Origin of the sequence: Dakarella massiliensis (assembly GCF_001182045.1) — a bacterium.
GTDB lineage: Bacteria > Pseudomonadota > Gammaproteobacteria > Burkholderiales > Burkholderiaceae_F > Mesosutterella > Mesosutterella massiliensis.
This window is the reverse complement of the sequence record NZ_CVTY01000006.1, coordinates 289,852-311,756: the sequence shown is the minus strand read 5'-3', so window position 1 is coordinate 311,756 and position 21,905 is coordinate 289,852. Positions and strand designations below refer to the sequence as shown.

Annotated in this window: 21 protein-coding genes; 11 read left to right on the top strand and 10 right to left on the bottom strand. The window is 56.9% G+C overall.

Annotated features, from left to right (window positions below; genetic code table 11):
• Positions 1–46: 46 nt before the first annotated feature.
• Complete coding sequence (locus tag BN1936_RS05265) at positions 47–1,462, top strand: FAD-dependent oxidoreductase (protein ID WP_049686820.1); 1,416 nt, start codon at positions 47–49, stop codon at positions 1,460–1,462.
• Between the two features lie 76 nt (positions 1,463–1,538).
• Here the strand turns inward: BN1936_RS05265 and BN1936_RS05260 are convergent, their stop codons facing one another.
• Positions 1,539–2,132, bottom strand: coding sequence for a thioredoxin fold domain-containing protein (locus tag BN1936_RS05260; protein ID WP_022443525.1), 594 nt, complete (start codon positions 2,130–2,132; stop codon positions 1,539–1,541).
• Positions 2,133–2,640: 508 nt separating this feature from the next.
• On the opposite strand from BN1936_RS05260, the gene BN1936_RS05255 reads away from it, so the two are divergent.
• Positions 2,641–4,044 (top strand): FAD-dependent oxidoreductase, encoded by a 1,404-nt coding sequence (locus BN1936_RS05255; protein WP_022443524.1) that lies wholly within the window; start codon positions 2,641–2,643, stop codon positions 4,042–4,044.
• Between the two features lie 325 nt (positions 4,045–4,369).
• Positions 4,370–4,822, top strand: a complete 453-nt coding sequence (locus tag BN1936_RS05250; RefSeq protein ID WP_049686819.1) for an Hsp20/alpha crystallin family protein — start codon at positions 4,370–4,372, stop codon at positions 4,820–4,822.
• Between the two features lie 209 nt (positions 4,823–5,031).
• On the opposite strand, the gene BN1936_RS05245 is transcribed toward BN1936_RS05250, so the two are convergent.
• Positions 5,032–6,126 carry a threonine synthase gene (locus BN1936_RS05245; RefSeq protein ID WP_022443522.1) on the bottom strand — a complete coding sequence of 365 codons (1,095 nt, stop codon included), beginning with the start codon at positions 6,124–6,126 and terminating at the stop codon, positions 5,032–5,034.
• A gap of 132 nt (positions 6,127–6,258) precedes the next feature.
• On the opposite strand from BN1936_RS05245, the gene BN1936_RS05240 reads away from it, so the two are divergent.
• The 4 genes from BN1936_RS05240 to BN1936_RS05225 all read left to right on the top strand — a co-directional run bounded on the left by BN1936_RS05240 (position 6,259) and on the right by BN1936_RS05225 (position 12,153).
• Positions 6,259–7,749 (top strand): aminotransferase-like domain-containing protein, encoded by a 1,491-nt coding sequence (locus BN1936_RS05240; protein ID WP_049686818.1) that lies wholly within the window; start codon positions 6,259–6,261, stop codon positions 7,747–7,749.
• Positions 7,750–8,712: 963 nt separating this feature from the next.
• The gene (locus BN1936_RS05235) at positions 8,713–9,066 is read left to right on the top strand and encodes a helix-turn-helix domain-containing protein (RefSeq protein WP_022443520.1); all 354 of its coding nucleotides are present in this window, start codon (positions 8,713–8,715) and stop codon (positions 9,064–9,066) included.
• Between the two features lie 19 nt (positions 9,067–9,085).
• The gene (locus BN1936_RS05230; RefSeq protein ID WP_022443519.1) at positions 9,086–10,075 is read left to right on the top strand and encodes a hypothetical protein; all 990 of its coding nucleotides are present in this window, start codon (positions 9,086–9,088) and stop codon (positions 10,073–10,075) included.
• 1,328 nt (positions 10,076–11,403) lie between these two features.
• The gene (locus tag BN1936_RS05225; RefSeq protein WP_022443518.1) at positions 11,404–12,153 is read left to right on the top strand and encodes an HNH endonuclease signature motif containing protein; all 750 of its coding nucleotides are present in this window, start codon (positions 11,404–11,406) and stop codon (positions 12,151–12,153) included.
• Positions 12,154–12,874: 721 nt separating this feature from the next.
• Here BN1936_RS05225 and BN1936_RS05220 read toward each other — a convergent pair.
• Both BN1936_RS05220 and BN1936_RS05215 read right to left on the bottom strand, forming a co-directional pair.
• Positions 12,875–13,321: a surface-adhesin E family protein gene (locus tag BN1936_RS05220; RefSeq protein WP_022443517.1), complete on the bottom strand. Its 447-nt coding sequence runs from the start codon at positions 13,319–13,321 to the stop codon at positions 12,875–12,877.
• Between the two features lie 45 nt (positions 13,322–13,366).
• Complete coding sequence (locus BN1936_RS05215) at positions 13,367–13,930, bottom strand: sugar O-acetyltransferase (RefSeq protein WP_022443516.1); 564 nt, start codon at positions 13,928–13,930, stop codon at positions 13,367–13,369.
• Positions 13,931–14,092: 162 nt separating this feature from the next.
• Here BN1936_RS05215 and BN1936_RS11685 point away from each other — a divergent pair, with 162 nt between their 5' ends.
• Entirely contained in the window at positions 14,093–14,767 is a 675-nt protein-coding gene (locus BN1936_RS11685) for an alpha/beta hydrolase (protein ID WP_232422064.1), read from the top strand.
• Complete coding sequence (locus BN1936_RS11680) at positions 14,764–15,105, top strand: alpha/beta hydrolase family protein (RefSeq protein ID WP_232422063.1); 342 nt, start codon at positions 14,764–14,766, stop codon at positions 15,103–15,105. The genes BN1936_RS11685 and BN1936_RS11680 overlap by 4 nt, the downstream gene beginning before the upstream one ends.
• A 106-nt stretch (positions 15,106–15,211) precedes the next feature.
• Here BN1936_RS11680 and BN1936_RS05205 read toward each other — a convergent pair whose 3' ends face one another.
• The 3 genes from BN1936_RS05205 to BN1936_RS05195 form a co-directional block, all read right to left on the bottom strand.
• Entirely contained in the window at positions 15,212–15,589 is a 378-nt protein-coding gene (locus BN1936_RS05205) for a cupin domain-containing protein (RefSeq protein WP_022443513.1), read from the bottom strand.
• Positions 15,590–15,676: 87 nt separating this feature from the next.
• Positions 15,677–16,096 carry a MarR family winged helix-turn-helix transcriptional regulator gene (locus BN1936_RS05200; protein WP_022443512.1) on the bottom strand — a complete coding sequence of 140 codons (420 nt, stop codon included), beginning with the start codon at positions 16,094–16,096 and terminating at the stop codon, positions 15,677–15,679.
• 98 nt (positions 16,097–16,194) lie between these two features.
• Positions 16,195–16,545, bottom strand: coding sequence for a hypothetical protein (locus BN1936_RS05195; protein WP_022443511.1), 351 nt, complete (start codon positions 16,543–16,545; stop codon positions 16,195–16,197).
• Positions 16,546–16,689: 144 nt separating this feature from the next.
• Here BN1936_RS05195 and BN1936_RS05190 point away from each other — a divergent pair, with 144 nt between their 5' ends.
• Entirely contained in the window at positions 16,690–17,898 is a 1,209-nt protein-coding gene (locus BN1936_RS05190; protein ID WP_049686817.1) for an MFS transporter, read from the top strand.
• Positions 17,899–18,003: 105 nt separating this feature from the next.
• Here the strand turns inward: BN1936_RS05190 and BN1936_RS05185 are convergent, their stop codons facing one another.
• Positions 18,004–18,618, bottom strand: a complete 615-nt coding sequence (locus BN1936_RS05185; RefSeq protein ID WP_022443509.1) for an HD domain-containing protein — start codon at positions 18,616–18,618, stop codon at positions 18,004–18,006.
• Positions 18,619–18,761: 143 nt separating this feature from the next.
• Between BN1936_RS05185 and BN1936_RS05180 the strand changes: the two genes are divergently transcribed.
• Complete coding sequence (locus BN1936_RS05180; protein ID WP_049686816.1) at positions 18,762–19,901, top strand: MFS transporter; 1,140 nt, start codon at positions 18,762–18,764, stop codon at positions 19,899–19,901.
• A gap of 153 nt (positions 19,902–20,054) precedes the next feature.
• Here BN1936_RS05180 and BN1936_RS05175 read toward each other — a convergent pair whose 3' ends face one another.
• Positions 20,055–20,543, bottom strand: coding sequence for a nitroreductase family protein (locus BN1936_RS05175; RefSeq protein WP_267900964.1), 489 nt, complete (start codon positions 20,541–20,543; stop codon positions 20,055–20,057).
• Positions 20,544–20,551: 8 nt separating this feature from the next.
• On the bottom strand, positions 20,552–21,154 hold the full coding sequence (locus tag BN1936_RS05170; RefSeq protein WP_022443803.1) for a nitroreductase family protein: 603 nt from the start codon (positions 21,152–21,154) through the stop codon (positions 20,552–20,554).
• Positions 21,155–21,905 lie beyond the last annotated feature (751 nt).

The window sequence follows — 21,905 nt, the reverse complement described above, 5'->3', positions numbered from 1 at the left end:
GCGCTATTATTTAAAGAACTTTCACTTCGTCCTGAGGAATCGGCTCATGAAAGAGACTGTTCTCGCGGCCTCCCTCGCGCTTTCGCTTCTCTCCTCCCCCGCCTTTGCCGCTGAAACCGCGGATGTGGTCGTGGTGGGCGCAGGCGCGGCCGGCCTCTCCGCTTCGATCGGCGCGGCTATGCGCGGCGCGAAAGTGATTCTGCTTGAAAAAACGGGAGACGCGGGTGGGAACACCGCGTTCGCGAAACTCGGGCTGAACGCCGCCGCGACTCCCGATCAGGCAGCAGCCCGGATCACGGGGGACTCCGCGACGCTTTTTGCCGCGGACACGATCCGATACGGGCACCAGATTAATGACGCGGCCCTCGTGCGCGCGATGACCGTGACCTCCGCTCCGGCGCTCGCGTGGCTTGAAACGCTCGGCGCGAAACTCTGTCTTCGGATCACTCCCGTGGGGAGCGAAGAGCGGCCGCGCCTCATGGCTCCCTGTGACGGAACCGCGGTCGGTCCCCGCCTCATCCAGGTTCTGAAAGCGAAGACGCTTGAGAGCGAGGTTGACCTCCGCACCCAGGCCCGCGCGACCAAACTCATCCTCGCGGACCAGAAGGTTGCAGGAATCGAGGTCCAGACGCCGAAAGGCCGCTACCAGATCAAAGCGAAAGCCGTGGTCCTCGCGACCGGAGGCTTTGCCGCGTACTCGTCCCTCGTGGACCAATCACACCCGACACTCAAAGGCATCGCGCCTGTCGGTTTCCGGGACGCGACGAGGGACGGGCTCGTGATCGCGCGGACGGCGGGCGCTTCGCTCCTCGACCTCGATCAGCTCGAGATCCGTCCGACCGTAAGCGTGAAGGGTAATGTTCCGATCGAGGAAGCCCTGCGGGCGCGGGGCGGCATACTCCTTAATAAATCGGGGAAGCGCTTTACGGACGAAACCGGGATCCGGGATATCGTGTCGCAGGACATCCTGAAGCAGTCCGGGCACGCGGCGTACCTCGTGATTGACAGCGAAATATTTGACGCCGATAAAGCCCTTCAAACCTATGTGGACCAGGGGCTCATGAAGCGCTGCGGGACGGTCGCCGCGGTCGCCAAAGCGATCGGCGCGAACTCAGCCGCTGTGAAGTCAACCCTCAATCGCTACTACCGGACTTACGACCGGAAGTTCGATCAGGATTTCGCGCGCTACGAAATGCGGGTTCGGCTTGATCAGGGCCCCTGGTACGTCGCCGCCGTGAAGCCCGGCGTTCTCGCGACACTCGGTGGAATCAGAATCAATGACCGCGCTGAGGTTCTCGGGTCCGGTGACACCCCGATCCCAGGGCTCTACGCCGCGGGGGAAGTGACAGCCGGAGTTCAGGGCGGGAACATGATGCCGGGGAACGGATTGACAGACGCCGTCACCTTCGGCCTCATCGCCGGCGCGAAGTCCGCGGCATACGCGGGAAAGACCGGCCTCTGAGACGATTGGACCCAAACAAAACGGGAGAGCTCAATCAAGAGTTCTCCCGTCATTTATTTCGGCTTCTGATTTTTAATCAGAGCTTCACTTCAAAGAGCGCCGCGAGTTCCTCGGTCGAGAGGTTCTCATCAAACGGCTTATATTCGCCCTTCGAATTCTTGAAGACGCCGTAGGGCACCGCGCGGCAGCCGGCACGGCGGTGCAGCTTCGTGTTCGTCCAGACCTTGTTCCGGAGGTCCTCGGGGAGCTTCGCGAGGTCATAGCGGATACCGCGGAACTCGGGGTCGCGGAAATGCTCATGCTGCTCCTCATACTTCTTCCACGGTTCCTTCGACGCGAGGATCGTGCTCCCCTGGGGTTCGGAGTTGATATTGAGGAACGCGATCGGGAAGAAGATCACGTTCACTTTCGAAAGCAGCGGCTTCACGTTTTCCGTGAACTTCATGCAGTCCGGGCACTGGGGGTCAATCGCCACATAGGCTACCGGACGGTCCGCGGGACCGGGGTAAGAGAAACCGGTGCCCTGAGCCTTGAACGTCTCATACATTTTCTTTCCGTCCCAGATCACGGGGACAACAGCCGGACGGGCAGCCGCGGGGCGGGCCGCGATAGCGGCGGCAGCTGCGGCGGAGAGGGCGATCGCGCTCCGGCGCGAGAGAGTCTTCTGCATTCTTTTTCCTTTTTTTCGTCGGGGTATCTGAGGGGGAAAGCCGGAACTCCATACGTCTTTCGCCGTTTCACAGAATTTCAATCTTATGTCCGCGGGTTACGGATAAACCCGATGTTTTACAGGCTGAAACAAAGGGAGCCCCGAAACCTCATTGACGCGCCCCGTGAACCGCGCCGGATTCCCCTCTTATGTACGGGTTTAAAGAACGGCTGACACGGCTCTTACTGACGTAACAGTTACCGGTACATTTATGAATATTTAACAGGGAATAACCGTGTACACCGAAAATCCTCGATAAAGCGGAGCATAGAAACGGCTTTGATTCGATGAAATCAGCCTTCTTCATCGATGAAATCTCTTCTCTCCCAATCGAATTTCTGTTCCCGGAAACGCAAATTCCGTTTGATTGTTGCTTTTACGTCAATGACTGTTAAAAAATATTTCAAAAATCGATATAGCTAACGTAAGATAGTTATTGCTGTATTCCTATAAATCTAGAGGAGAGAAGATGAAAAAAACTCTGATTGCGGCTGCTCTTTCCATGCTGGTCGCGAGTCCGGCTTTTGCGGCTGAATCCACTGACATCGTGGTCGTGGGTTCGGGCGGCGCGGGGCTCTCGTCCGCCATCACCGCGACTGAGCGCGGCGCGAAGGTGATCGTCCTTGAGAAGATGGCCTACTTCGGCGGCAACTCCAACCGCTCTGAAGGCGGCATGAACGCGGCCGGCACGAAGCAGCAGATCGCGGACGGCGTGACGGACGATTCGCCTGCCATTTTCTACGCCGACACGATGAAAGGCGGCCACAACCTCAATAACCCGGCGCTTCTGAAGACGCTGACCGAAAACGCCGCGGGCGCTGAAGAGTGGCTCCTGTCGCTTGGCGCGAAATTCTGCCACCGCATGGGTCGCGGCGGCGGCCAGACGAAGGCCCGCGGTCATGGACCGTGCGATGGGTCTCCGGTCGGTATTGAACTGATGCGGGTCCTTGGTGAACGCGCGGATAAAGACCATATCGATATGCGTCTCAATAACCGCGTGACGAAGATCATCATGAAGAACGGCAAGGTCGCCGGCGTCGAGGTGAAGACTCCGAAGGGAATGGAGACGATCAACGCGAAAGCCGTGGTGCTTGCCACCGGCGGTTTCGGCGCGAACCACAAGATGGTGGAAAAGTATCGTCCTGAACTGAAGGGCTTCTCGACGACCAACCACCCGGGCGCGACCGGTGACGGTATCGTCCTCGCGCAGCAGGTCGGCGCGTCGCTCACCGATATCGAGCAGATTCAGATTCACCCGACCGTCATCAAGAGGAACGGCGCTCTGATTTCGGAGTCGATGCGTGCCCGCGGCGGGTTCCTGCTGAATAAGAACGGCAAGCGGTTCACGAACGAGCTGCTGACCCGTGACGTCGTCTCCGCGAATGAGCTCAAGCAGCCGGGCGGCATCGCGTACCTCGTGGTCGATGACTCGATCTATAAGAAGAACAAGATGCTCCGCAGCTACGTCTCCGAAGGTCTCATGAAGAAATGCGACACGGTGGCTGACGTCGCGAAGATGATCGGCGCCGATCCGAAGGTCGTCCAGGCGAGCTTTGATCAGTACTGGAAGGCCTATGACAACAAGAAGGACGATCTCTTTGGCCGTCCCGAAATGGTGATCCGCCTCGATCAGGCTCCGTTCTATGTCGCTGAAGTCACCCCCGGTATCCATCACACGATGGGCGGCGTGACGATTGACCCGAAGGCTGAAGTGCTGAATAAGGCAAAGAAGCCGATCCCGGGTCTCTTCGCGGCGGGTGAAGTGACGGGCGGCGTGCACGGCGGCAACCGCATCGGCGGCAACGCTGTGGCTGACATCGTCACCTTCGGCCGTATTTCCGGTAACAGCGCCGCGGCTTACGTCGGCAAGTAATCGGAAGCAATAAAACTGAAAGCCCTGCTCCCGACAGGGCTTACGGAAAAATGAAGCGCGTCGGTTTATCCCGGCGCGCTTTTTTTGCCCCTGTCGTTTCTTCGTTACCTTTTTCTCTTTTACCGTGATTCAGAAAAGAAATTTTCCGTGTCTTATAAAAAAATTTTCTGACCCCTTGAAAAAATAAAAACCGCCCCCATAATATTTATTGCAGGGGGATGAAAATAAGTACAAACATCCGATCATTCCCCTTTACCAATCAGGGTTAAGTACCTGTTAATCAAGTGTTGACCGCTCAGACGACGGCCATAATGGAGTGATAATTATGGCAAATGTTCCTACTATTTTTGATGAATCCCCTCTGAACATCTTTGATCCGTTTGATGTGTTCTCTGGTTTCAAATTCCCGGATCCTTCCACTACGGTTTTTGGCAAGAACGCTGACCGCCTGATGAAGACTGATATCCGCGAGACCGACAAGGGCTATGAGCTCGCGATCGACCTCCCGGGCTTCAAGAAGGAAGAAATCTCCGCTGAGCTGAAGGACGGCTACCTCACGGTTTCCGCCTCCAAGAGCCACAAGGAAGAAAAGAAGAAGGAAGGTCACCTGATCCGTCAGGAACGCTCTTCTGGCTCCTGCGCCCGTACGTTCTATGTGGGTGAAGGCGTGAAGCAGGCCGATTGCAAGGCCTCTTACGAAAACGGCATCCTGACTGTCTGCATCCCGAAGGTCACGAAGGAAGAAAAGGCCGCGAAGCAGATGATTTCGATCGCCTGATCGGAGCTTAATCTGAGAGGCGGTCCTCCACCGTAAAAACTGGAAGACAAAAAAGAACCCGCGATACGCCTCACCCAGGCGCGCCGCGGGTTTTTCTTTAAGCCCCTCAAAGGATATGTTTTTATGACGCCTCTTCATTGAGGCGCTCTTTTTGTTATTCAGACTCGGCGCGGCGCAATCTTCAGGCGTCCGCTGTCTTTTATTCGTTCTCAGTGGTCGCTCTTGATCCCGGCGCTGCACATCGAAAGCAGCGCGTCATGCGTCGGGCCGTACTGACGGCAGTACGTGTAGTAGGCGGCGAGCGACGCGGCGGTCGTGTGCTCCGCGTAGATCCCGCGGTGCGCGAGTTCCGCGCGAGCGGGGAGGATATCCTCTTCCGCGGCGCAGACGATGCGGATCTTATGCTTCCGGATCATCGCGAGGATTTCGTCCGCCCTCGCGGGCTTCCCGATCGCGATCCCTTCCGCCATCGTGGGCTTCGGGGTAATGGAGACGATATGTTCGGCGCCCTCCGCGATCGTTTCGGCGAACGGCGCGCAGTTCGCGCCCTGGACCGCGATCACCTGCGGGAAGTGATCGATCGCGCCCGAGGCATAGAGGTGCTCAAGCGCCTTCACGGCACCGATAAAGAGCGTCCCGTTCCCAAGCTCGATAAAGATGTTTTCGGGCATCCGGTGCAGCCGCTCAAAGACCTCGTAAATGTAGGTCTTCGTTCCTTCATAGAAGAAGGGGTTGAAAACGTGGTTCGCGTAGTACGCGCCTTCATCCCGCACCTTCGCGCGGCAGACATCGGCGCAGTGATCACGGTCCCCCGGCACCACCACCGCCTTCGCCCCGAACGCCTCGATCATCGCGATCTTTTTCGGGCTCGTGCCTTCAGGCACGTAGATCTCGCACTCAATCCCGGCGCGCGCCCCGTAGGCCGCGACCGCGATTCCGGCGTTGCCGGACGAGTCCTGCACGCACTTCTTAACCCCGATCGACTTCATGTGGGCGACGAGCGCTGCCGCCCCGCGGTCCTTGAAGGACAAGGTCGGCATGCAGTAGTCCATCTTCACGAGGACGTCGTCTGAGAACGGGATCACGGGCGTCATTCCTTCTCCCATCGTGACCTCTTTCCACGCGTCCCCTTCGAGCGCCATGAACGCCCGGTACCGGAAGAGGCTCCAGGTATCGCGGTCAATCTTCGAGTCGTCCCAGGCCGGAGGCACGAAGTCCAATTCAAAAAGTCCGCCGCAGTCACACGCCGGCGCCTTTGTATCGGTCGACACTTTCTTTCCGCAGCAGGTGCAAACGAAATTCATGATGGAATCCTCATAGGGTGGGATGAGTCCGGGAACGACTCTGATGACAGACATTCTACCTAGGGACTTTGCGTGTGACTGATACAGTTTGGTACTATCTCACTGATACAGATCGAAAGGAAGGAAGTTCCCGTGGAAGCGAAGAAAAAACCGGTGGTGTCAGTCCCCATTCATATCCGGAAAAACGGGAAACTCCCGGTTGGGAAGCTGATCACGCGGGAACTGATCCGGCTTCGGAGCCGCGGGGCGCTGAAACCCGGAGACCGGCTCCCCGGGATCAGGAGTCTCGCGTCTGACCTCGGCGTCGCCCCGAACACCGTTGCCGGCGCCTACGCGGAACTCGCCGCGACGGGGTTCGCGGTCTCAAAACCCGCCTCCGGCTACTTCGTCGCGGAAACAAAACCGATCCCGGAACCCCCACGCCCCGCGCGCCCGCCGGTTCACGGCCGTCCATTGACGCGGAAAGCGGAAGCGGCCCGGAGCGCCGCGGCGGCCGCCGGCTCCGGAAATTTTGAGAACCGTCCGTTCAAGATCTATGGGTCGGCGATGGAGAAAACGGTCGAGCGGGACTGGGTGAAGATCGCCGCGTCCACTGTCCGAAGCCCCTGGCGGCACACCTTTTACAGCCCGCCCGCCGGCTACGCCCCCTTACGGAAAGTGATCGCCGCAAAACTTCGTGAAACGCGCGGGATTGTGTGCGGTGAGGAGAACATCGTCATTACGACGGGGAGCGTGCAGAGCCTTTCCCTTATCGCCGGCACGCTTTTCACGCCGGGCGATGCCATTCTCACCGAAGCCCCGATGCTCCCGCTTGACGCGAAGGTGCTCGACTTCGCGGGGCTCCGCCGGATTCCGGTGCCGGTGGATCGGGAGGGCATGGTGTTTACGGCGCCTGAAGGCGTCCTGAAACCGAAGGGAATCCTCGTCACCCCGGCGAGCCAGATGCCGATGTCGGTTCCGATGGCGGACGCGCGGCGAGCCGCGATCCTTCGCTGGGCGCTTGATACGGGAGCCTGGATTCTCGAAGAGGATACGGATGGGGTTGTGACGCTCGGTGACAAACCCCGTTTTCCCATCCGGTCGCTCCCGGGGGCCGATGAAGCCGTGATCTATATGGAGAGCTGTACGCTGCAGGTGTTCCCGGGGCTGAGGCTTGCCTACGCCGTGCTCCCGGAACCGCAGGCAGAGGCGCTCGCCGGCGCGAAGCTCCTCACGGACCGCTTTACGTCGGAATCGCTTCAGGCCGCGCTTGCCGAGTATCTCGAAAGCCCCGGCTCCGCACACCACATCCGGAAAATGGCACGTGACTCCCGGAAGCGCTTCGCGCTCCTCCGGGATGCCCTTCGCTCGTCACTCGGGTCTCTAGGCCGGGTGTCAGAAACCGAAGCCGGCCCTCACCTCGCGCTTCTTCTTGATCCCGCTATTCCCGATACCGCACTGCAGGCTGCGCTAGAGAATGACGGAATCACCGCAAGAGCGATCAGCAGCTTCACGGACGCCCCGGCCGGAACGAACGGCCTCCTTCTCGGGTTCGGCACGTTTACAGAGAAAGAAATTCTCTCAGGCGCCGCCCGTATCGCGGAACGCGCGAAGGCGCTTTTCGCCGCGGCCAACCCCCGCTGACGCCGTGCCGCTTTCTCAAAATCAAAAAAAACCGGCTGATCATAAACACGATTAGCCGGATAACACTAGAGTCAAAGGAAAGAAGTCACACACTACACGCTGCCCCCACTGCACTGCTTTGCACGTTGGGGCTGCTCGGAGATTTTCCTTACAGATCATCCCCTTGCAGAATTAACAATAGACGCTTCCTGTGATTGCGCGCGGATCAATTGCAACGAGATGATGCAGTGAAGGGAGGTTTTCGGATTTCGGATACAAATAACGGCAGATGACGTATTTTTCCTGACCGCGGATAAAAAAATTCCGGCATTTCTCGTGAAAATGCCGGAAAAATAAATTTTATAGTTCAAAACCACAAAGGAGAGAGATACTTCATCACACTCTGCGCCTCGGGTACTCACCGAGACTGGCTGTCGCTGCGGGGTCTGCAAACCCGCACCTCTTGCGTAGTGAATAATTTAGCCGAATGACCTGAAACATTCTTCCCGAAATTGAAACAAAATCCTTTAACAACAATCGGGAACAGCACAGACGGGACTTCCGGCGCGATATCGGGGTTTTCAATTAATCGCTGAGATTACCCCTATGTGAGCAAAAAAAAGCTCGGCGATTCCGGAAATAAGCACCGAGCCAAATCTCGTTTAAAACAAAAGCATGCCTGCGCGCGACACACAGAGACCGCGTCCGGAGGCTACCCGGACAGCTGAGGCTGCCAAGCGCAGAAAAGAATGGACCTCAGCGCGCTTCGCTACTTTATGCCCGCTGACTGCAAAGATGGCTCAGGAAAATGAAACAGAAGTGTTACTGAAAGCGGGACAGCTCACTCCTCTACCCGCGACAAATACTTTTGACAAGTGTGTAGTATTTACTCTACACTTACCGCAGGTAATAACGATTACTGATGGTTTTGGTTCGTTTTTGGTTTAGCTAAAATGTGGAGTAACTGCTACACAGGCTAAAACCATGGACTTTGGAACATACATTCGCGAAGCACGGTTCAGACTCCAAGAGGAAGACCGACGCACCTATTCGCTGCGCCAGGTCGCTGAACGAGTCGGGATCGAGCCCTCCTATCTTTCCAAGATTGAGCGAGGCATATTTCCTCCTCCATCTGAAGAAACGATTGTGTTAATCGCCCAGGAGCTTCACGAAGACAAAGACGTTCTTCTCGCCATGGCAGGCAAGCTATCCAGCGACCTCAAGGCCATTATTACCGCCCGGCCAAAGCTTTTCGCCCAGGTTCTCAGGCAGATGAAGCAGATGCCGGACGACGCGATTCTGGAGATCAGCCGTGAAGTGAAAGACGGCGATTGGTGATAACTGAAGGAGATCCTCCATGTCTGAGAAGGACCACACTGTCCAAGTACAACTCCATACCCATAAGCCCCGCAGTCGCGTTCGTTTAATTAACAATGACGAACTGGAATTCGCCTTTCCCGCGATCGGCAAAGACTGCATACTGCGCATTAATTTCCAGCGCACGCTTCGAGTTCCTGATGGTGAAGTCAATAATCTTCCGCCCGGACTAGAGCAGTTTGAACTCGAACACGTCGAAGACTATGAAGGCAGGATTCCTCAGAAATGGCTGGAGCAAGGCGGACTTATGATGCCAATGTACCAGGCTGAAGCCATGTGGATCTCCTTCTGGAGCCCCGCGTTTTATCCGTTCGCCGTCCGAATCGCGGCAGGCAAAATCTGCGCGGTGACCGGAGAAGAATGGAAGCCCGGTCTCGTTAAGGGCACACGGGTTGATGGCGGCAAAGAACAGAATCTTCAGAATTACCTCCCGGTTCCCGACCAACCCTGGATCGACGGCTTCTGCGTAGAAAAGGGAGTCATCCGCCAGTTCGTCGCCGCCCCGCTCGGCGAAGGTCAAACCGCGGAGGAACAGCTGACTGGCAAGTCTGAGTTTGGCGGCATTCAGATTCAGGTTTATCCGCTTAAAAAGGAAAAAAAGCAGGCGGAAGATCACAAAGCAGATTTAGATTTATACAGCAAGGTGGTAACTGACAGCACGGTAACTGACAGTCTGTCAGAAATGGGACTCGGCACCGGCGGCCGCATTCATCAGGAAATCTACAAAGACCGCCGTGAAGTCTCGGACTACGACACCACCCAGTCGGCACGGGCCTATGTCCACCTCGTTAACTCAGCCGATTGGTCAAGGATTACAGCGCTTCCTATGCCCCACGAACCCGTATCCGAGGATGACTACATCTGGCTAGGACTTCCCTGGTTCGACTACTACTCCGAAGAGAGCGTGGTTTCGGGGAGCAATAGGCTCGCCGGTCTCAAACCCGTTGAAGTGACTGACGGCGACTGGTAATCCTTAATCATCCGACGATCAACTCTAAAAACTCGGGGATATCAGGCCGATCAGCATCGCCTCTGCGGTCCGCCAGTTCAACAATAGCAATTCATTTACCTGAGGTAAGAGAAGCCGCGAAGTGAACAGCAATCAGGATGCCGCGGGCTTGAAGCCAAAATCAGTTTCGTCAGCAGCAAGCTTTCAAGTCTTATTTGCGGCTGACAAGCCGGGCATCCCGTGATTCTTGACGAACTGGCCAAGAAATTCAACGAGCCTTCACGCGACGTGCTGCGGAGTGTGGGACAGAACCGAATTCTGTGAAACAGTAAATCTTTGCCAAGATCCTGGGCCGTGATCTAAAAAAATCCGGCGAACCCGTAAGGGAAACGCCGGAATCAAAGTTTCGTTATCACATTAAAGGCAAAACACCGTTTGACCAGAGCAGCTCCGAAGCGGCCCGGAGCTGATTGAGAACACCACAATGTATCTCAACGTCTGACCTCACTTTACTCCAGATCACGGGAATTCGCATCACCTAAAAAGCAACTCAAGCGTAAATTTTTATCCAGATTTACCCTATATAGTTATGTTTTTATTTAGTTTTGCTATAAATTTAATATATTGATTTAATTAAAAAAATTCCGGCAATCCATAAAGAAAGCCGGAATTAAAACTCACATCCAAAGGAGAGATTTCACTTATGCTCTTCACAGCTCTGCCGTGGCGCAAAACTGAATGGGAAACACCGCTGCGTGTTCCTCATCGCATGAGAATAATGTAGTACCGAAACCTGCAAAGTTCTGCCGCTAATTGCAACAGAATTGTGTCTGATGCAACGTGCCTGAGACACTTTGCCGCCCCCATCCCTGAAATCCGATTAGTTGCTGTTTTTTAAGGATAAAAAATGCCGGTACTCAGGAGAGACCGGCACTGGAAAATTCACAATCCATCGGAGAGATGTCGCCTTCGCTTTCAGGGACCGCGGCGCGCGGCACCCGTTAAAGAAGATTTTTTGTGTCTTCCTCAATGCGTAAGAAAAGCTTATTCCTCTTCTCCGCAAAGAGAGACATCCGAATTGCAACAAAATTATGTCTGTTGCAACACAGGCCTCAAAGAAACTTTCTTCCTTCCGAGTGGTTTCTGTATTGAATTCAGCGGGGTATCGATTTACTTCATCTTTATCGATCTGTGTCTGTGTGTCAGCTGGCAGGAGGAAAGCTTTCGGCGAGACTTCCCCTCCCCCCGCCGCGACAACATTGCCGCTGCTGATTTCATCCGTACGGTCCAATAGAATGTATTTATCAGGTTAGACAACAGAAGCGCGAAAAAGACGCGCGGAGAAACAGATGGGACTTTTCGACGATATTCTCGACACCACGGTAAAATTCGCGGGAGTCACCCTTTCGGTAGCAGGGGGCGTAGCCGTGAACACGGTCCGTGGAGCAGCTGCCGCGGTGGGGGACGCGCAGGAAATCGTCTCCGGTCTCACCCGGCTCGATTTAACGCCCATCGGAAACGTCGCCGAACGCCGGATTTCCAGAGCCGTTTCCGGCATTGAGTCCCAGGTCAAAACCGCCGCGACGCTTCTCGACGAACTCGGCGCCTGCGCCCTGGATTCCGACCGCCCCTTCCTCACGGACGAGAATACCGAGCGTCTGACGAGTCTCGCGACAGCGGGTCTCGTGGTCGCGGCGGGCGGCTCACTCGTCTCTTCAGTCCTCCCGGATGACCTGGGGTTTGACGGTGGGAATGACACTTCCGGCGGCCTCCTCGCGTCTGACCTCTCTTCGATCCCGACCGAAGACGGCATGTTTGATGGCGACAGCGGAGACCTATCGGATTTAGCGAAGGCGGGCGAGCTCGACGGTACCGATCACATTGAGAGTGAGGACATCACGCGAAGCCTCGCCTCGCGCGACGCGTTCCTCGAAGAGAACGGTTACGACGGCGTTCCGGAGGGGTACGAGGTTCACCACATCGTGCCGCTATCTGAGGGCGGCGCCGATACCCCTGACAATATGATTCTTCTCACCGAGGACGACCACGCCGAAATCACGGCTGAGCACGGCCGCTTTTACGGCTGGCATCGCGCGTAACGGGCTCTTCTGAACCCCGGATTCGTTACTGCGGGGAACGCTCAGAAAAGTCCCGGGGGGGAAGCGGAAATTTTTCAGCGCTGCGGCACTGATTTCACCCCCTTGCGCAGGCAAAAAAAAATCGGCAGATTTCAAAAAATCTGCCGAAAAATCAAAAGCTTATTCAAAGGAGTGATCGTCTTAATCCAACTGCAAACCTGTGCCCAGAGACGGAGGGGGCTCAGAATGAAGGGGGTTCCAATTCCTTCATTCCTTTCGGTTAAGGAGAACTATACCGACCGACCCTGAAAAAAAGTTATGCGGATTTGAAACAAACGAACGGCCCGTGTAACAAAAGATATCCCGGCTTCATCCGCGCTTAAGATATCCCATTGAAAAACAGGGTAAACCTCTGTTTTGTCTGGATTTTCAAGGACAAAAGCCGCCTCAGGGGTTCAATCTCTGACACCGTAAAAAAGACTGTTTTTTCAAGAGAATAGAATGATTCTCATCTGACCGCAGTAACAAAAAACCGTCAGAGCCTTGATTCATAAAGAAAAACCGGAGAATTACGACAATCCTCCGGTCATCCGTGAAACATTTTTTTATGGCTATCCACAGTTGTGGTGGAAAAGGTTTGAGTGAGGCAATAACTTTTCCTTATAAAACAGCCACTTTGGCACACTGCCTAATTTTTAGGCATAGCCGTGAAACACCGATAAACAGGGACGCGGGTCCCCCGTTACTTCGAGCATTTCAGGTCGATCAGCACAGAGGCGACAGAACCCGGATCCGCGCCAACCCAGGATTCGGGATAGGTTTTCGTCGCGAGCGCCGCGCCTTTCCCGTAGCGGTCCGCGTAGAACGTGACACCGGTATAGGCGATCTTTCTCGCCCCGCACTGAATCCGGAACGTGTTCACGGCGGATTTGGCGTCCGGGTTCGCCGGGAGCTTCCCGCCCGTAAACACCGTTTCCATCACGTACGCGGTGTCCCCCGCTCCCGCCTTGATCATCCGGTAGAACCCGTTCTGGCGATCCACCCAGCGGGGATCCCAGCCATTCGCGTCTGCGAACTTCCCGGATTCAAGTTCGTCCGTCTGCAGCGGCACCACGGGGGCAGCGAGGACCGCGTTCCCCGTGCCTAAGAGTGTCAGAGTGAGGGCAGCCGCGATTGCGAAGCGCTTCATGCTTTCTGTTCCTAATCTTTATCTATATAGAAGGTATCTGAGAGATTACTCCCGCGGGATCGTTTTCTTCACGACCGCGGGGTTCCCGGCGGCGAGTGAGTCATCCGGTATGTCCCGCGTGACGACAGAACCCGCCGCGATGATGCAGCGTTTCCCGATCGTGACCCCGGGGCACACGATCACGCCGCCCCCGAGCCACGTGTCTTCGCCGATCGTGATCGGGCGCGCCTTCTCAATCGTCTTCCGGCGTTCGAGATAGTTCACCGGGTGATTCACCGTGTAAAGCTGACAGTTCGGGCCAATCTTCACCCAGTCGCCCAGCGTGATCGGCGCCTGATCGAGGAACACGCAGCCGTAATTCACGAAGACGTTCTCCCCCATCCGGATCCCGTTCCCGTGGTCACAGAGGAAAGGCGGGCTCACCATCGAGCTCTCGGGGCACCCGGGGATCAGGTCGAGAAGCGCCGCGCGGTACTCCGCGCTGTGCAGCGTGTCGAGCTTCCGGAACGCGGCGCACGCTTTCCGCGCGTGCGTGAGACTCGCGTGGATCTCAGGATCCATGAAGTCATAAACCTCGCCCTGCCGCATCCGCTCAAATTCAGTCGTCATTTGGCACTCCTCCCTCTCCCGCGCCTCGGTTTTCCATCAAAGCTTACTGAAAGTTTACGTAAAGAGGCGCTACAAAGCGTGGCTCAAGGGCGGACCCTATCCCTTTATGCTTAGAATAGTTAGCCGTCTATTCATCAACTAACCACAAAACATTACCGAAGTATGAAGGAAATCATTCTGCCGATCGCCATCGCGCTCGCGATGACGGTACAGACCGCGTGGGCTGACGCGGCCTCTGAAGTCGTTAAAACCCAGGGCGCCGAAATCATTACGGTTCCCGTGAAAGACGGCATCATCGATACGATGTCGGGCGTGATTTACAGCCAGGTGAAGACCCCCCGTAACGTTCAGGGTCTCCGCATGACGCTGATGATCCCGCATAACAACGCGAAGAAGCCCGCGATCGTCTACTTCCCGGGCGGCGGCTTCACTTCGGCAGCGTATGAGAAGTTCACTGAGGTGCGTTACGCTCTTGCCCGCGCCGGGTTTGTGGTCGCGGCCGCGGAATACCGTCCGATCCCGACGAAGTTCCCGGGACTCGTGAATGACGGCAAGGCAGCGGTCCGGTTCCTTCGCGCCCACGCGAAGGAGTTTGGCATCGACCCGAACCACATCGGCGTGATCGGTGACTCGGCGGGCGGCTATCTCGTCGATATGCTCGGCACGACGAACGGCGAAAAGGCCTTTGATCAGGGTGACTGGCTCGATCAGTCCTCTGACGTCCAGGCCGTGGTCTCGATGTACGGCATCTCGGACCTCAAGGATATCGGTGAAGGCTTTTCGCCCAAGGTGGTTGAGAGCATAAGTCGCCGTCCGCGACCGAAGCGATTCTCGTGAACGGCTTCTCCTTCGGACCGTCCGCCGGCGGCTCGATCCTTTCAAACGAAAAAGCCGCGGACTACGCGAGCGCGATTCACCACGTGAAGGGCAAGGAACCTCCGTTCCTCCTGATGCACGGCGTGATTGATCCTCTCGTCTCCCCGCTTCAGAGTTCCAAGCTCTACACCGCGCTGAAGGCGAAGAACGACGACGTGAAGTTCGTCCTCGTGAAGTACGCGAAGCACGGCGACCTTCCCTGGTTCCTGCAGCCGGTGATCGACCGTATCGTGCAGTTCTTCAAGGATAAGCTCGGCACTCCCGCGAAGGGCGAACAGTCGAACGGCATCTCGCTTTAATAAAAAACGCCCATCTTTATAAGGGCGTCTGAATAGCGAAAGAGGCAGATTCCATTTACCGGAATCTGCCTCTTCTTTTGTTTCTCTGCCTCGCGGCAACGCTGGATTACTTCATCCAGGGCGCCTTGTCGTCCACAAGCTTCGCGTCCGTCATCGTGAAGCCGCCGAGGCTGTGAGCCTTCGTCTGCACGCAGATGTACTTGAGAGAGGAATCCGCCGCGGCGCGGATCGCGCGCTTACCGGCCGGATCAATACGGAAGCTGTCACCTGCCTGGATCGGGAGCGTTTCGCCGTCGATCCAGAGTTCGCCCTTGCCTTCCAGCACGATGTAGAGCTCTTCGTTATTCGTGTGAACATGAGCGAAAGGCACGCCGCCGTTCGGGGGAACGGTGTTAATCGACACCTCAGCGCCCGTGAGGCCCAGCGCCTCATGCAGTTCAACGCGGGGAGCGGGTTCAGAGTGGACAAGCTTATAATTAGCCATTGCAGTATCTCCAGTGTATTGATTTGACGTCTTATTATTAGACGCCTAACTATTAATCAGGCTGAAAAATTCAGTCTTTCCGAATTCCTACGCGCCGGCCGCCTTCTTCAAGAGCAGCTCAAGCGTCTGGGTTTCTTCTGGCGTCAGGTTCCGCGCCATTTCTTCCGAGAGCGCTTCTGACACCTCGTAGAACATGGGTTCGAGCGCGCGGCCCTTTTCGGTAAGCCACACCTCGGTTTCCCGCCGGTCCTTCGTGCTCCGGCGGCGTTCGACGTAGCCCGCCGCGATCAGCTTATCGACGAGCACCGTGACCGTCGGCTTCGTTCTGTGAGACCCAACCGCGATATCGGTGCTCGTAGCCCCGTCGTGACGCAGCAGGTAATTCAGAATGTCGCCGTGGCTCGGTACAATATCCGTCACTCCGCGCCGGCGGAGCTCGGAAACGAGAAAGCGGTTCGCATGAGCAACAATGCGTCCCGCTGACTGAGCGATAAAGTTGATTGCCATGACCGATATATTAGTTAGATATCTAACTAAATGTATGCGTAATAACCCTAACTAAAGGGCAGGATCTGTATGAGAGCGAGGGCGTTAGGCCGCGGGGTTCAGCCCCAGAGCTCGCGGTAATTCGCCGCGAAAAGGTCGAGACCCTTCTGGACACGCTCCTGATACGCCTTTTCCGCTTCAAGCACCGCATCCGGAATGGGATCCAGGCCCCCCGCTTCCGACTTCTCATACCACTTCACGAGCGGCGAATGACGCTCATCCTTTTTGATTTCCTTGAAGCTCCAGATCATGGCATCCAGCACCTCGTTCCACGCCTTCTGACTCTCAAAGGCATCGGGGAACGTGCGGCGGGAAGACTTCCGGAACTTCTTCAGCCCCTTCAGAATCACGGGAGCGAGCGTGTAGTAGAGGCTCCAGGTATCCACCTTTTTGAATTTGATTTTCTTCATTCCGAATTCGGACTTTTTTATATTGAATATCTTTTTATCCTAGCGGATTTAGGGAGGCGCTGCCCGGTATACCGGAGTTCCCGAACTCTCTTTACAATCGCTCCTATCGATTTCGCGCTGAATAAAAAGAAGAGGTTTCCCGCGATGGAAAAGAAGTCGCTTGCGATACTCGCTACGTCGCACTTTGTGACCGACCTGAATCTCGGATCGCTGCCGGCGGTGCTTCCGTTTTTCGTGACGGTCTATGGATTTGACTACAAGTCGGTCGCCGGGCTCATGTTCGCGTCGAGCTGCCTCAGCACCATTGTGCAGCCGTTTTTCGGGTGGCTCGCGGATAAAGGTCCTCGCCACTGGTTCATGGGGCTCGGGCTTCTGATCTGCGGGATCTCGTTCGCGATGGCCGGCTTTTTCACGAACTACTGGGCGATTTTCGCCGCGATTCTGCTCTCCGGTGTGGGAAGCGCGATCTTCCACCCCGAGGCCGCGAAACTCGTGAACGCGATCTCAGGCGCCAAACGCGGCATGGGGATGAGCGTCTTTTCAGTGGGCGGGAGCGGCGGCTTCGGCGCGGGGCCGCTTCTCGCGGTCGCGCTTATTACGGCGTTCGGACTTCACGGCATGGCTTTTTACGCGATCATGGCGCTCGCGGTCGGCGTGCCGCTCCTTCTCTTCAGCTCCAGAATCAAGGTGCCGAACGAAGGCGTGAAGCCTGTGAAAACGGCAGCGGCGGCGGTCGCGGAAGAGCCTCAGGCGAACGACTGGAAGTCGTTCTCGAAATTGACGGTCTTTATCGTCCTGCGGTCTGCCTGCTACACCGGGATCAATAGTTTCCTCCCGCTTTACTGCATTTATTCGCTCGGGGCCTCGCACTCCGCCGCGAGCGCGACTGTCTCGGTCCTCGCCTTTGCCGGCATCTTCTGCACGTTCCTTGGGGGGCCGCTCGCCGACCGCTTCGGCTACGCGAAGATGATCCGGATCGGGAGCCTGCTCCTTGTGCCCGCGATCGCGCTGGCCGTGCTTCCGCATAATATTTTCTGGGTCTACGCGATGCTGATCCCGATCAGCCTCGCGTTTAACATCACGTACTCCCCGTTTGTCGTTCTCGGGCAGAACTTCCTCGCGAAGAGTGTCGGGTTCGCGTCCGGCATCACGCTTGGGATCTCGTTCAGCGCGGGCGGCATTCTCGCGCCGGGCCTGGGGTGGTTTGGCGATAAATTCGGGATCGCGTTCACGATGGGGCTCCTCGTGGTGCTCGCCCTTGCCGCTCATCTGATCTCGTACTTCATCCCAAAGAAGCCCGCGGGGACACCGGCGGCCGAAGTGAAACCGGACGCCGCGAAACCCGCTGCCTGATCAGACCGGGTTTCATCGAAACACAAAGCCTCTTTCTAAGAATAGAAAGAGTCTTTTTTGATGGCCCTTGAGCGCCTGAGGGTATGGAGGCGCCGGTCCTGACTCTCAGTCTTCCTTCAGCCGGCCCTTCGCGGCGTTGGGTTTAATAAAGTGCTCGAGCTGCCAGGCCCAGAGGGCTTCGGATCCCTCATGCGTCCGGGCGTTCCGTTTCATCACCTGCGACACCTTCACGCCGTGCTCGTTCCAGGCGCGGCCATCCGTCGCCGCGTTCAGCATCATCGGCTGGAACCGATCGAGCGACCGCGCGAATTTCGCTTCAGGCGTTTTCCACGCCTCAAACTCTTCCCAGAGAGCGCGCATCTTTTTCGCCTGATCCTCAGGGAGCTTCGAGAAAAGGCGATCCGCGCCGCTCGTTTCCCGCGTCTTCTGCGTCGCCGCGCCCGCCGCGTCGTACGCGAACGTGTCCCCGGCGTAGATCTCCACGAGGTCGTGGATCAGGAGCATCTGGATCACGCGGCCGGTGTCAACCGCTTCATTCGCGTATTCGGAAAGCACCATCGCCATCACGGCCATGTGCCACGCATGCTCGGCGTCCGTCTCTTTCCGCAACTCATCCGCGAGATACGTCTCCCGGACAATCGTCTTCTCTTTATCAATCTCAAGGCAGAAGTCGAGCTGCCGCTCGAGCCGCTTATTTTTCTCCGCAATGTCGTTCGCCACTCTCGTCTCCGATCAATAACCGACTCCGGGCTGAGTTCTTTTTTCTCTACCCCGGCGCCGAAGCCAACATTTTAGAAATCAAATCGATAGAATGGAGCCATTTGCTCAAAATTTTGAGCGGCTTTAAAAACCTTAGGTGAGTAATGTCAGCAAAACTGAAGCTCCGGGCGGATACGCTCAGCTGCTTTTTCTATTTTCTGATGGTGGGCGTCTACTACGCCCTCTTTACGTCCCGGCTTCCGGCGATCAAGGCGGAAACCGGAATCGGAGACGCCGAGGTGGGGATTTCGCTTCTCACGCTCGGGATCGCGTCCGTCACTGGTCTCATTTTCTGCGGCCGACTGATTGAGCGTTTCACGTCGCGCCGCCTTCTTCAGGTGTCGTCGCTCGCCCTCTGCCTGATCGTCCCGTTCGCCGGTCTCGCCCCGAATGCTGTGACGCTTTACCTCGTGACGGCGTGCCTTGGGCTCGCGGTCGCGATCTGGGATGTCTGCATGAACGCGCAGGCGCTGCTGCTTGAAATCGAGACGCATGGCCGCTATATGGGGAAAATGCAGGCGGGGTACAGTTTCGGCTGCATCCTCGGGGCCTTGGTCGGCGCCCTGTTCGCGTACTTCGCGCTCTCCCCCTTTGTCACGTTCCTCGTCTTTTCTCTCACGACGCTCTTCTTCTGGTGCTTCGCGTTCCGGCATCTGAAGGATGACCTTCCGCGTCAGAAAACGGAGAAGCGGGGCCGGATGCCGCTCTTTATCTATTTCTGCGGGCTTCTTGAGATCCTCGCCTTTACGGGCGAAGGTTCGATCGGCGACTGGGGCTCGATCTTCCTTCACTCCGCGAAGGGGGCGACGGAGGCGACCGCGGCGCTGAGTTTCGGTGTCTGCGCGCTCGCGATGACGCTGGTCCGCACGCAGAGCGACACGCTTCGGGAAAAAATCGGGGATCAGAAGCTGATCGGGGGAGGCGCGCTGCTCGCCGCCGCCGGGTTCCTCCTCTCTATCTTTGTCTCGAACCCCTGGGTGTGCCTCGTCGGTTTCGCGATGATCGGGGCCGGCATCGCCCCCGCGGTCCCGGTCATCATGAGCCGCGCGGGAACGTACCCCGGAGTGGATCCTGGCGCCGCCTGCGCGACGGTCTCAACGCTTGGCTACGGAACGCTTCTCTTTATCCCGCCGCTTCTCGGTTCCGTCGCGGAGCATGTGGGTCTCGATACCGCGTTCTTCATCCCCTTCACGATGGCGCTCCTCCTCTTCGCGGGAAGCTTCGCGCTGAAACCCCGGAACTGATCCATTAACGGTCAGACCCCGGAAATCCAGGGAGCCTTCGGGCTCCCTTTTTTATCAGCAGGATCTATCCCTGCCTGAGAGTCTTCAGACAAACAAAAACTCCGGCGCTTTACCTGGTAAAGCCCGGAGCTCGGTCGGAAACCCGTTCGACGCTTACTTCACATAGTGAACGCGGGAGGGATCGTAGCGCTTCTCCTGCGGGTGGTCGTCAAGCGGGTAACCGATCGCGACGAGCGCGAAGGGAACCACGGTGGAAGGGAGCGAGAGGATTTCTGTCACTTTATCCCTCCGGTCCTCAAGCGGCATGAGGCTCATCCAGGTGCCGCCGAGATCGAGCTGCTCCGCTTCAAGAAGGATCGAAAGCGTCGCGGCCGACAGGTCCATCTGGCAGTTTTCGGGGTAGATCAGTTTCGGCTTCACAAGGCACGGGACGATCACGACCGGGGCCTTCGCCGCGGCTCCCGCGTAGGGGGAGGCAAGCGACAGCGCCTCTTTCGTCTTCGGGTCTGTCACTACCCAAAATTCCCACGGGCTCTGATCGCCCGCGGACGGCGCCTGCATCGCGGCTTTGAGGAGACGGGTGATGAGGGCGTCATCGACCGGGAGATCGCGGAACTCACGGACGCTTACTCGGGTAAAAATCGGATCGGTTATTTCGGTTCTTTTCCTTTCCAGGTGTTCCAGTGGATACGTGCGGGGTTGTGGCGGAAGGCGCTGGCGCCTGAAACGGCGTCAGCCGGGACTTTCCCGACCGCCACCATGATTTCGGGGATAACGTTCGAGGGGAGCCCAAGCGCCTTCTGAGACGCGGTGACGCGAGACTTCACCGGCGCGAGACTCATCGGGACCGAGTGGGGTCCCAGGTGCCCAGCCTCCGCGAGCACCGCTTCGGCCGCGGCCCCCGCGTCAAACTGCACGAGGTCCTCGATCCGCGTGTCTTTCAGATTCGCGCAGATCACGAGCACCGCGGGAGCGGTGGCAAGCGCGGTGGAAAAAGGCGACGCTGCTTTGAGGTTCTTCATGACCGTCTTATCCGTCACCCAGATATATTCAAGCGACCGCTGATTGACGGCGGTCGGAGCCGAAAAGGCGGCCGCGGTCAGCGTATCAAGCGTGGCTTTGGGAAGAGGATCCGAGAGATAAGTTCTCGCGGTGGAGCGGGCGAAGACGTCACCGTCCGCCGAAGTCACCGCCATTGCTGAGGTTGAAATCAGGAGTGCGCTCAGTACACACAGAGCAGCTGTTTTTTTCATTTCTGTCCTTTTTGCGACCGGGAGCACCGGCTCCCGGGATTTCACGAGGCTATCGTAATCAGAAATCCATAGCTTTGAGAGACTGAGAATAAGAATCAGTGAAAAAAGTATGTAAAGCGTATCTCCAGACACAGCAGAAAGCCCGCGGAGGCGGCTCGCGCGGGCTTTCCGGGAGGAGCGATCGCAGCCGGAGAAGCTGTCTTACATCGCCGATTCCCCCGAATGTGAGCCCCGGGGGTTAGATGCCAGCTATGGGCTTTTTCCGGGGCTGATGCGGGAGCAGATCTTCGCGGAACCTCTAACTGTTCCAGATCTCTCCGTTCGCATAACTATTATCGCTCCTCAGTCCTGCTTTTGCCCTATCGAAAATCCTGTTGTTTCAGTGAGTTATTTGTTCTACAACTTGAAAAGTTGGAGGTGATTCGGGGGGACCCGTTCACCTCCTCTTTCGTGCGCGCGATTAAAAGCGGTTCAGCTCCCGCTTCTCCACACTTCCCCACGCTTCCGCATGAGAAGGCGCCTTAAACGCTTCCCGCGTTCCGCCGCTCCCAGGGCAGTTCTCCAGCAGCTTCCCCTCTCTCGCCATGCGTATCTATTAGGTTCTGATAGATCATCCATAAATCCTATTAGCAGCTATCAGGATTCTTTTAAAACCTCATACGCCTGAACCTCGGGGAGCTTCCCGGGTTCCGGCTCCCTCGTCTCTTTGAAAAAATCTCAACTGTCCGTCTTCATCCCGTTTAGTCCGACC

What these genes read in the sequence shown, in the direction of transcription:
- BN1936_RS05265 (WP_049686820.1), top strand. Translation starts at nt 47, where the DNA reads ATGAAAGAGACTGTTCTCGCGGCCTCCCTCGCGCTTTCGCTTCTCTCC.
- BN1936_RS05260 (WP_022443525.1), bottom strand. Translation starts at nt 2,132, where the DNA reads ATGCAGAAGACTCTCTCGCGCCGGAGCGCGATCGCCCTCTCCGCCGCA.
- BN1936_RS05255 (WP_022443524.1), top strand. Translation starts at nt 2,641, where the DNA reads ATGAAAAAAACTCTGATTGCGGCTGCTCTTTCCATGCTGGTCGCGAGT.
- BN1936_RS05250 (WP_049686819.1), top strand. Translation starts at nt 4,370, where the DNA reads ATGGCAAATGTTCCTACTATTTTTGATGAATCCCCTCTGAACATCTTT.
- BN1936_RS05245 (WP_022443522.1), bottom strand. Translation starts at nt 6,126, where the DNA reads ATGAATTTCGTTTGCACCTGCTGCGGAAAGAAAGTGTCGACCGATACA.
- BN1936_RS05235 (WP_022443520.1), top strand. Translation starts at nt 8,713, where the DNA reads ATGGACTTTGGAACATACATTCGCGAAGCACGGTTCAGACTCCAAGAG.
- BN1936_RS05230 (WP_022443519.1), top strand. Translation starts at nt 9,086, where the DNA reads ATGTCTGAGAAGGACCACACTGTCCAAGTACAACTCCATACCCATAAG.
- BN1936_RS05225 (WP_022443518.1), top strand. Translation starts at nt 11,404, where the DNA reads ATGGGACTTTTCGACGATATTCTCGACACCACGGTAAAATTCGCGGGA.
- BN1936_RS05220 (WP_022443517.1), bottom strand. Translation starts at nt 13,321, where the DNA reads ATGAAGCGCTTCGCAATCGCGGCTGCCCTCACTCTGACACTCTTAGGC.
- BN1936_RS05215 (WP_022443516.1), bottom strand. Translation starts at nt 13,930, where the DNA reads ATGACGACTGAATTTGAGCGGATGCGGCAGGGCGAGGTTTATGACTTC.
- BN1936_RS11685 (WP_232422064.1), top strand. Translation starts at nt 14,093, where the DNA reads ATGAAGGAAATCATTCTGCCGATCGCCATCGCGCTCGCGATGACGGTA.
- BN1936_RS05205 (WP_022443513.1), bottom strand. Translation starts at nt 15,589, where the DNA reads ATGGCTAATTATAAGCTTGTCCACTCTGAACCCGCTCCCCGCGTTGAA.
- BN1936_RS05200 (WP_022443512.1), bottom strand. Translation starts at nt 16,096, where the DNA reads ATGGCAATCAACTTTATCGCTCAGTCAGCGGGACGCATTGTTGCTCAT.
- BN1936_RS05195 (WP_022443511.1), bottom strand. Translation starts at nt 16,545, where the DNA reads ATGAAGAAAATCAAATTCAAAAAGGTGGATACCTGGAGCCTCTACTAC.
- BN1936_RS05190 (WP_049686817.1), top strand. Translation starts at nt 16,690, where the DNA reads ATGGAAAAGAAGTCGCTTGCGATACTCGCTACGTCGCACTTTGTGACC.
- BN1936_RS05180 (WP_049686816.1), top strand. Translation starts at nt 18,762, where the DNA reads ATGTCAGCAAAACTGAAGCTCCGGGCGGATACGCTCAGCTGCTTTTTC.
- BN1936_RS05170 (WP_022443803.1), bottom strand. Translation starts at nt 21,154, where the DNA reads ATGAAAAAAACAGCTGCTCTGTGTGTACTGAGCGCACTCCTGATTTCA.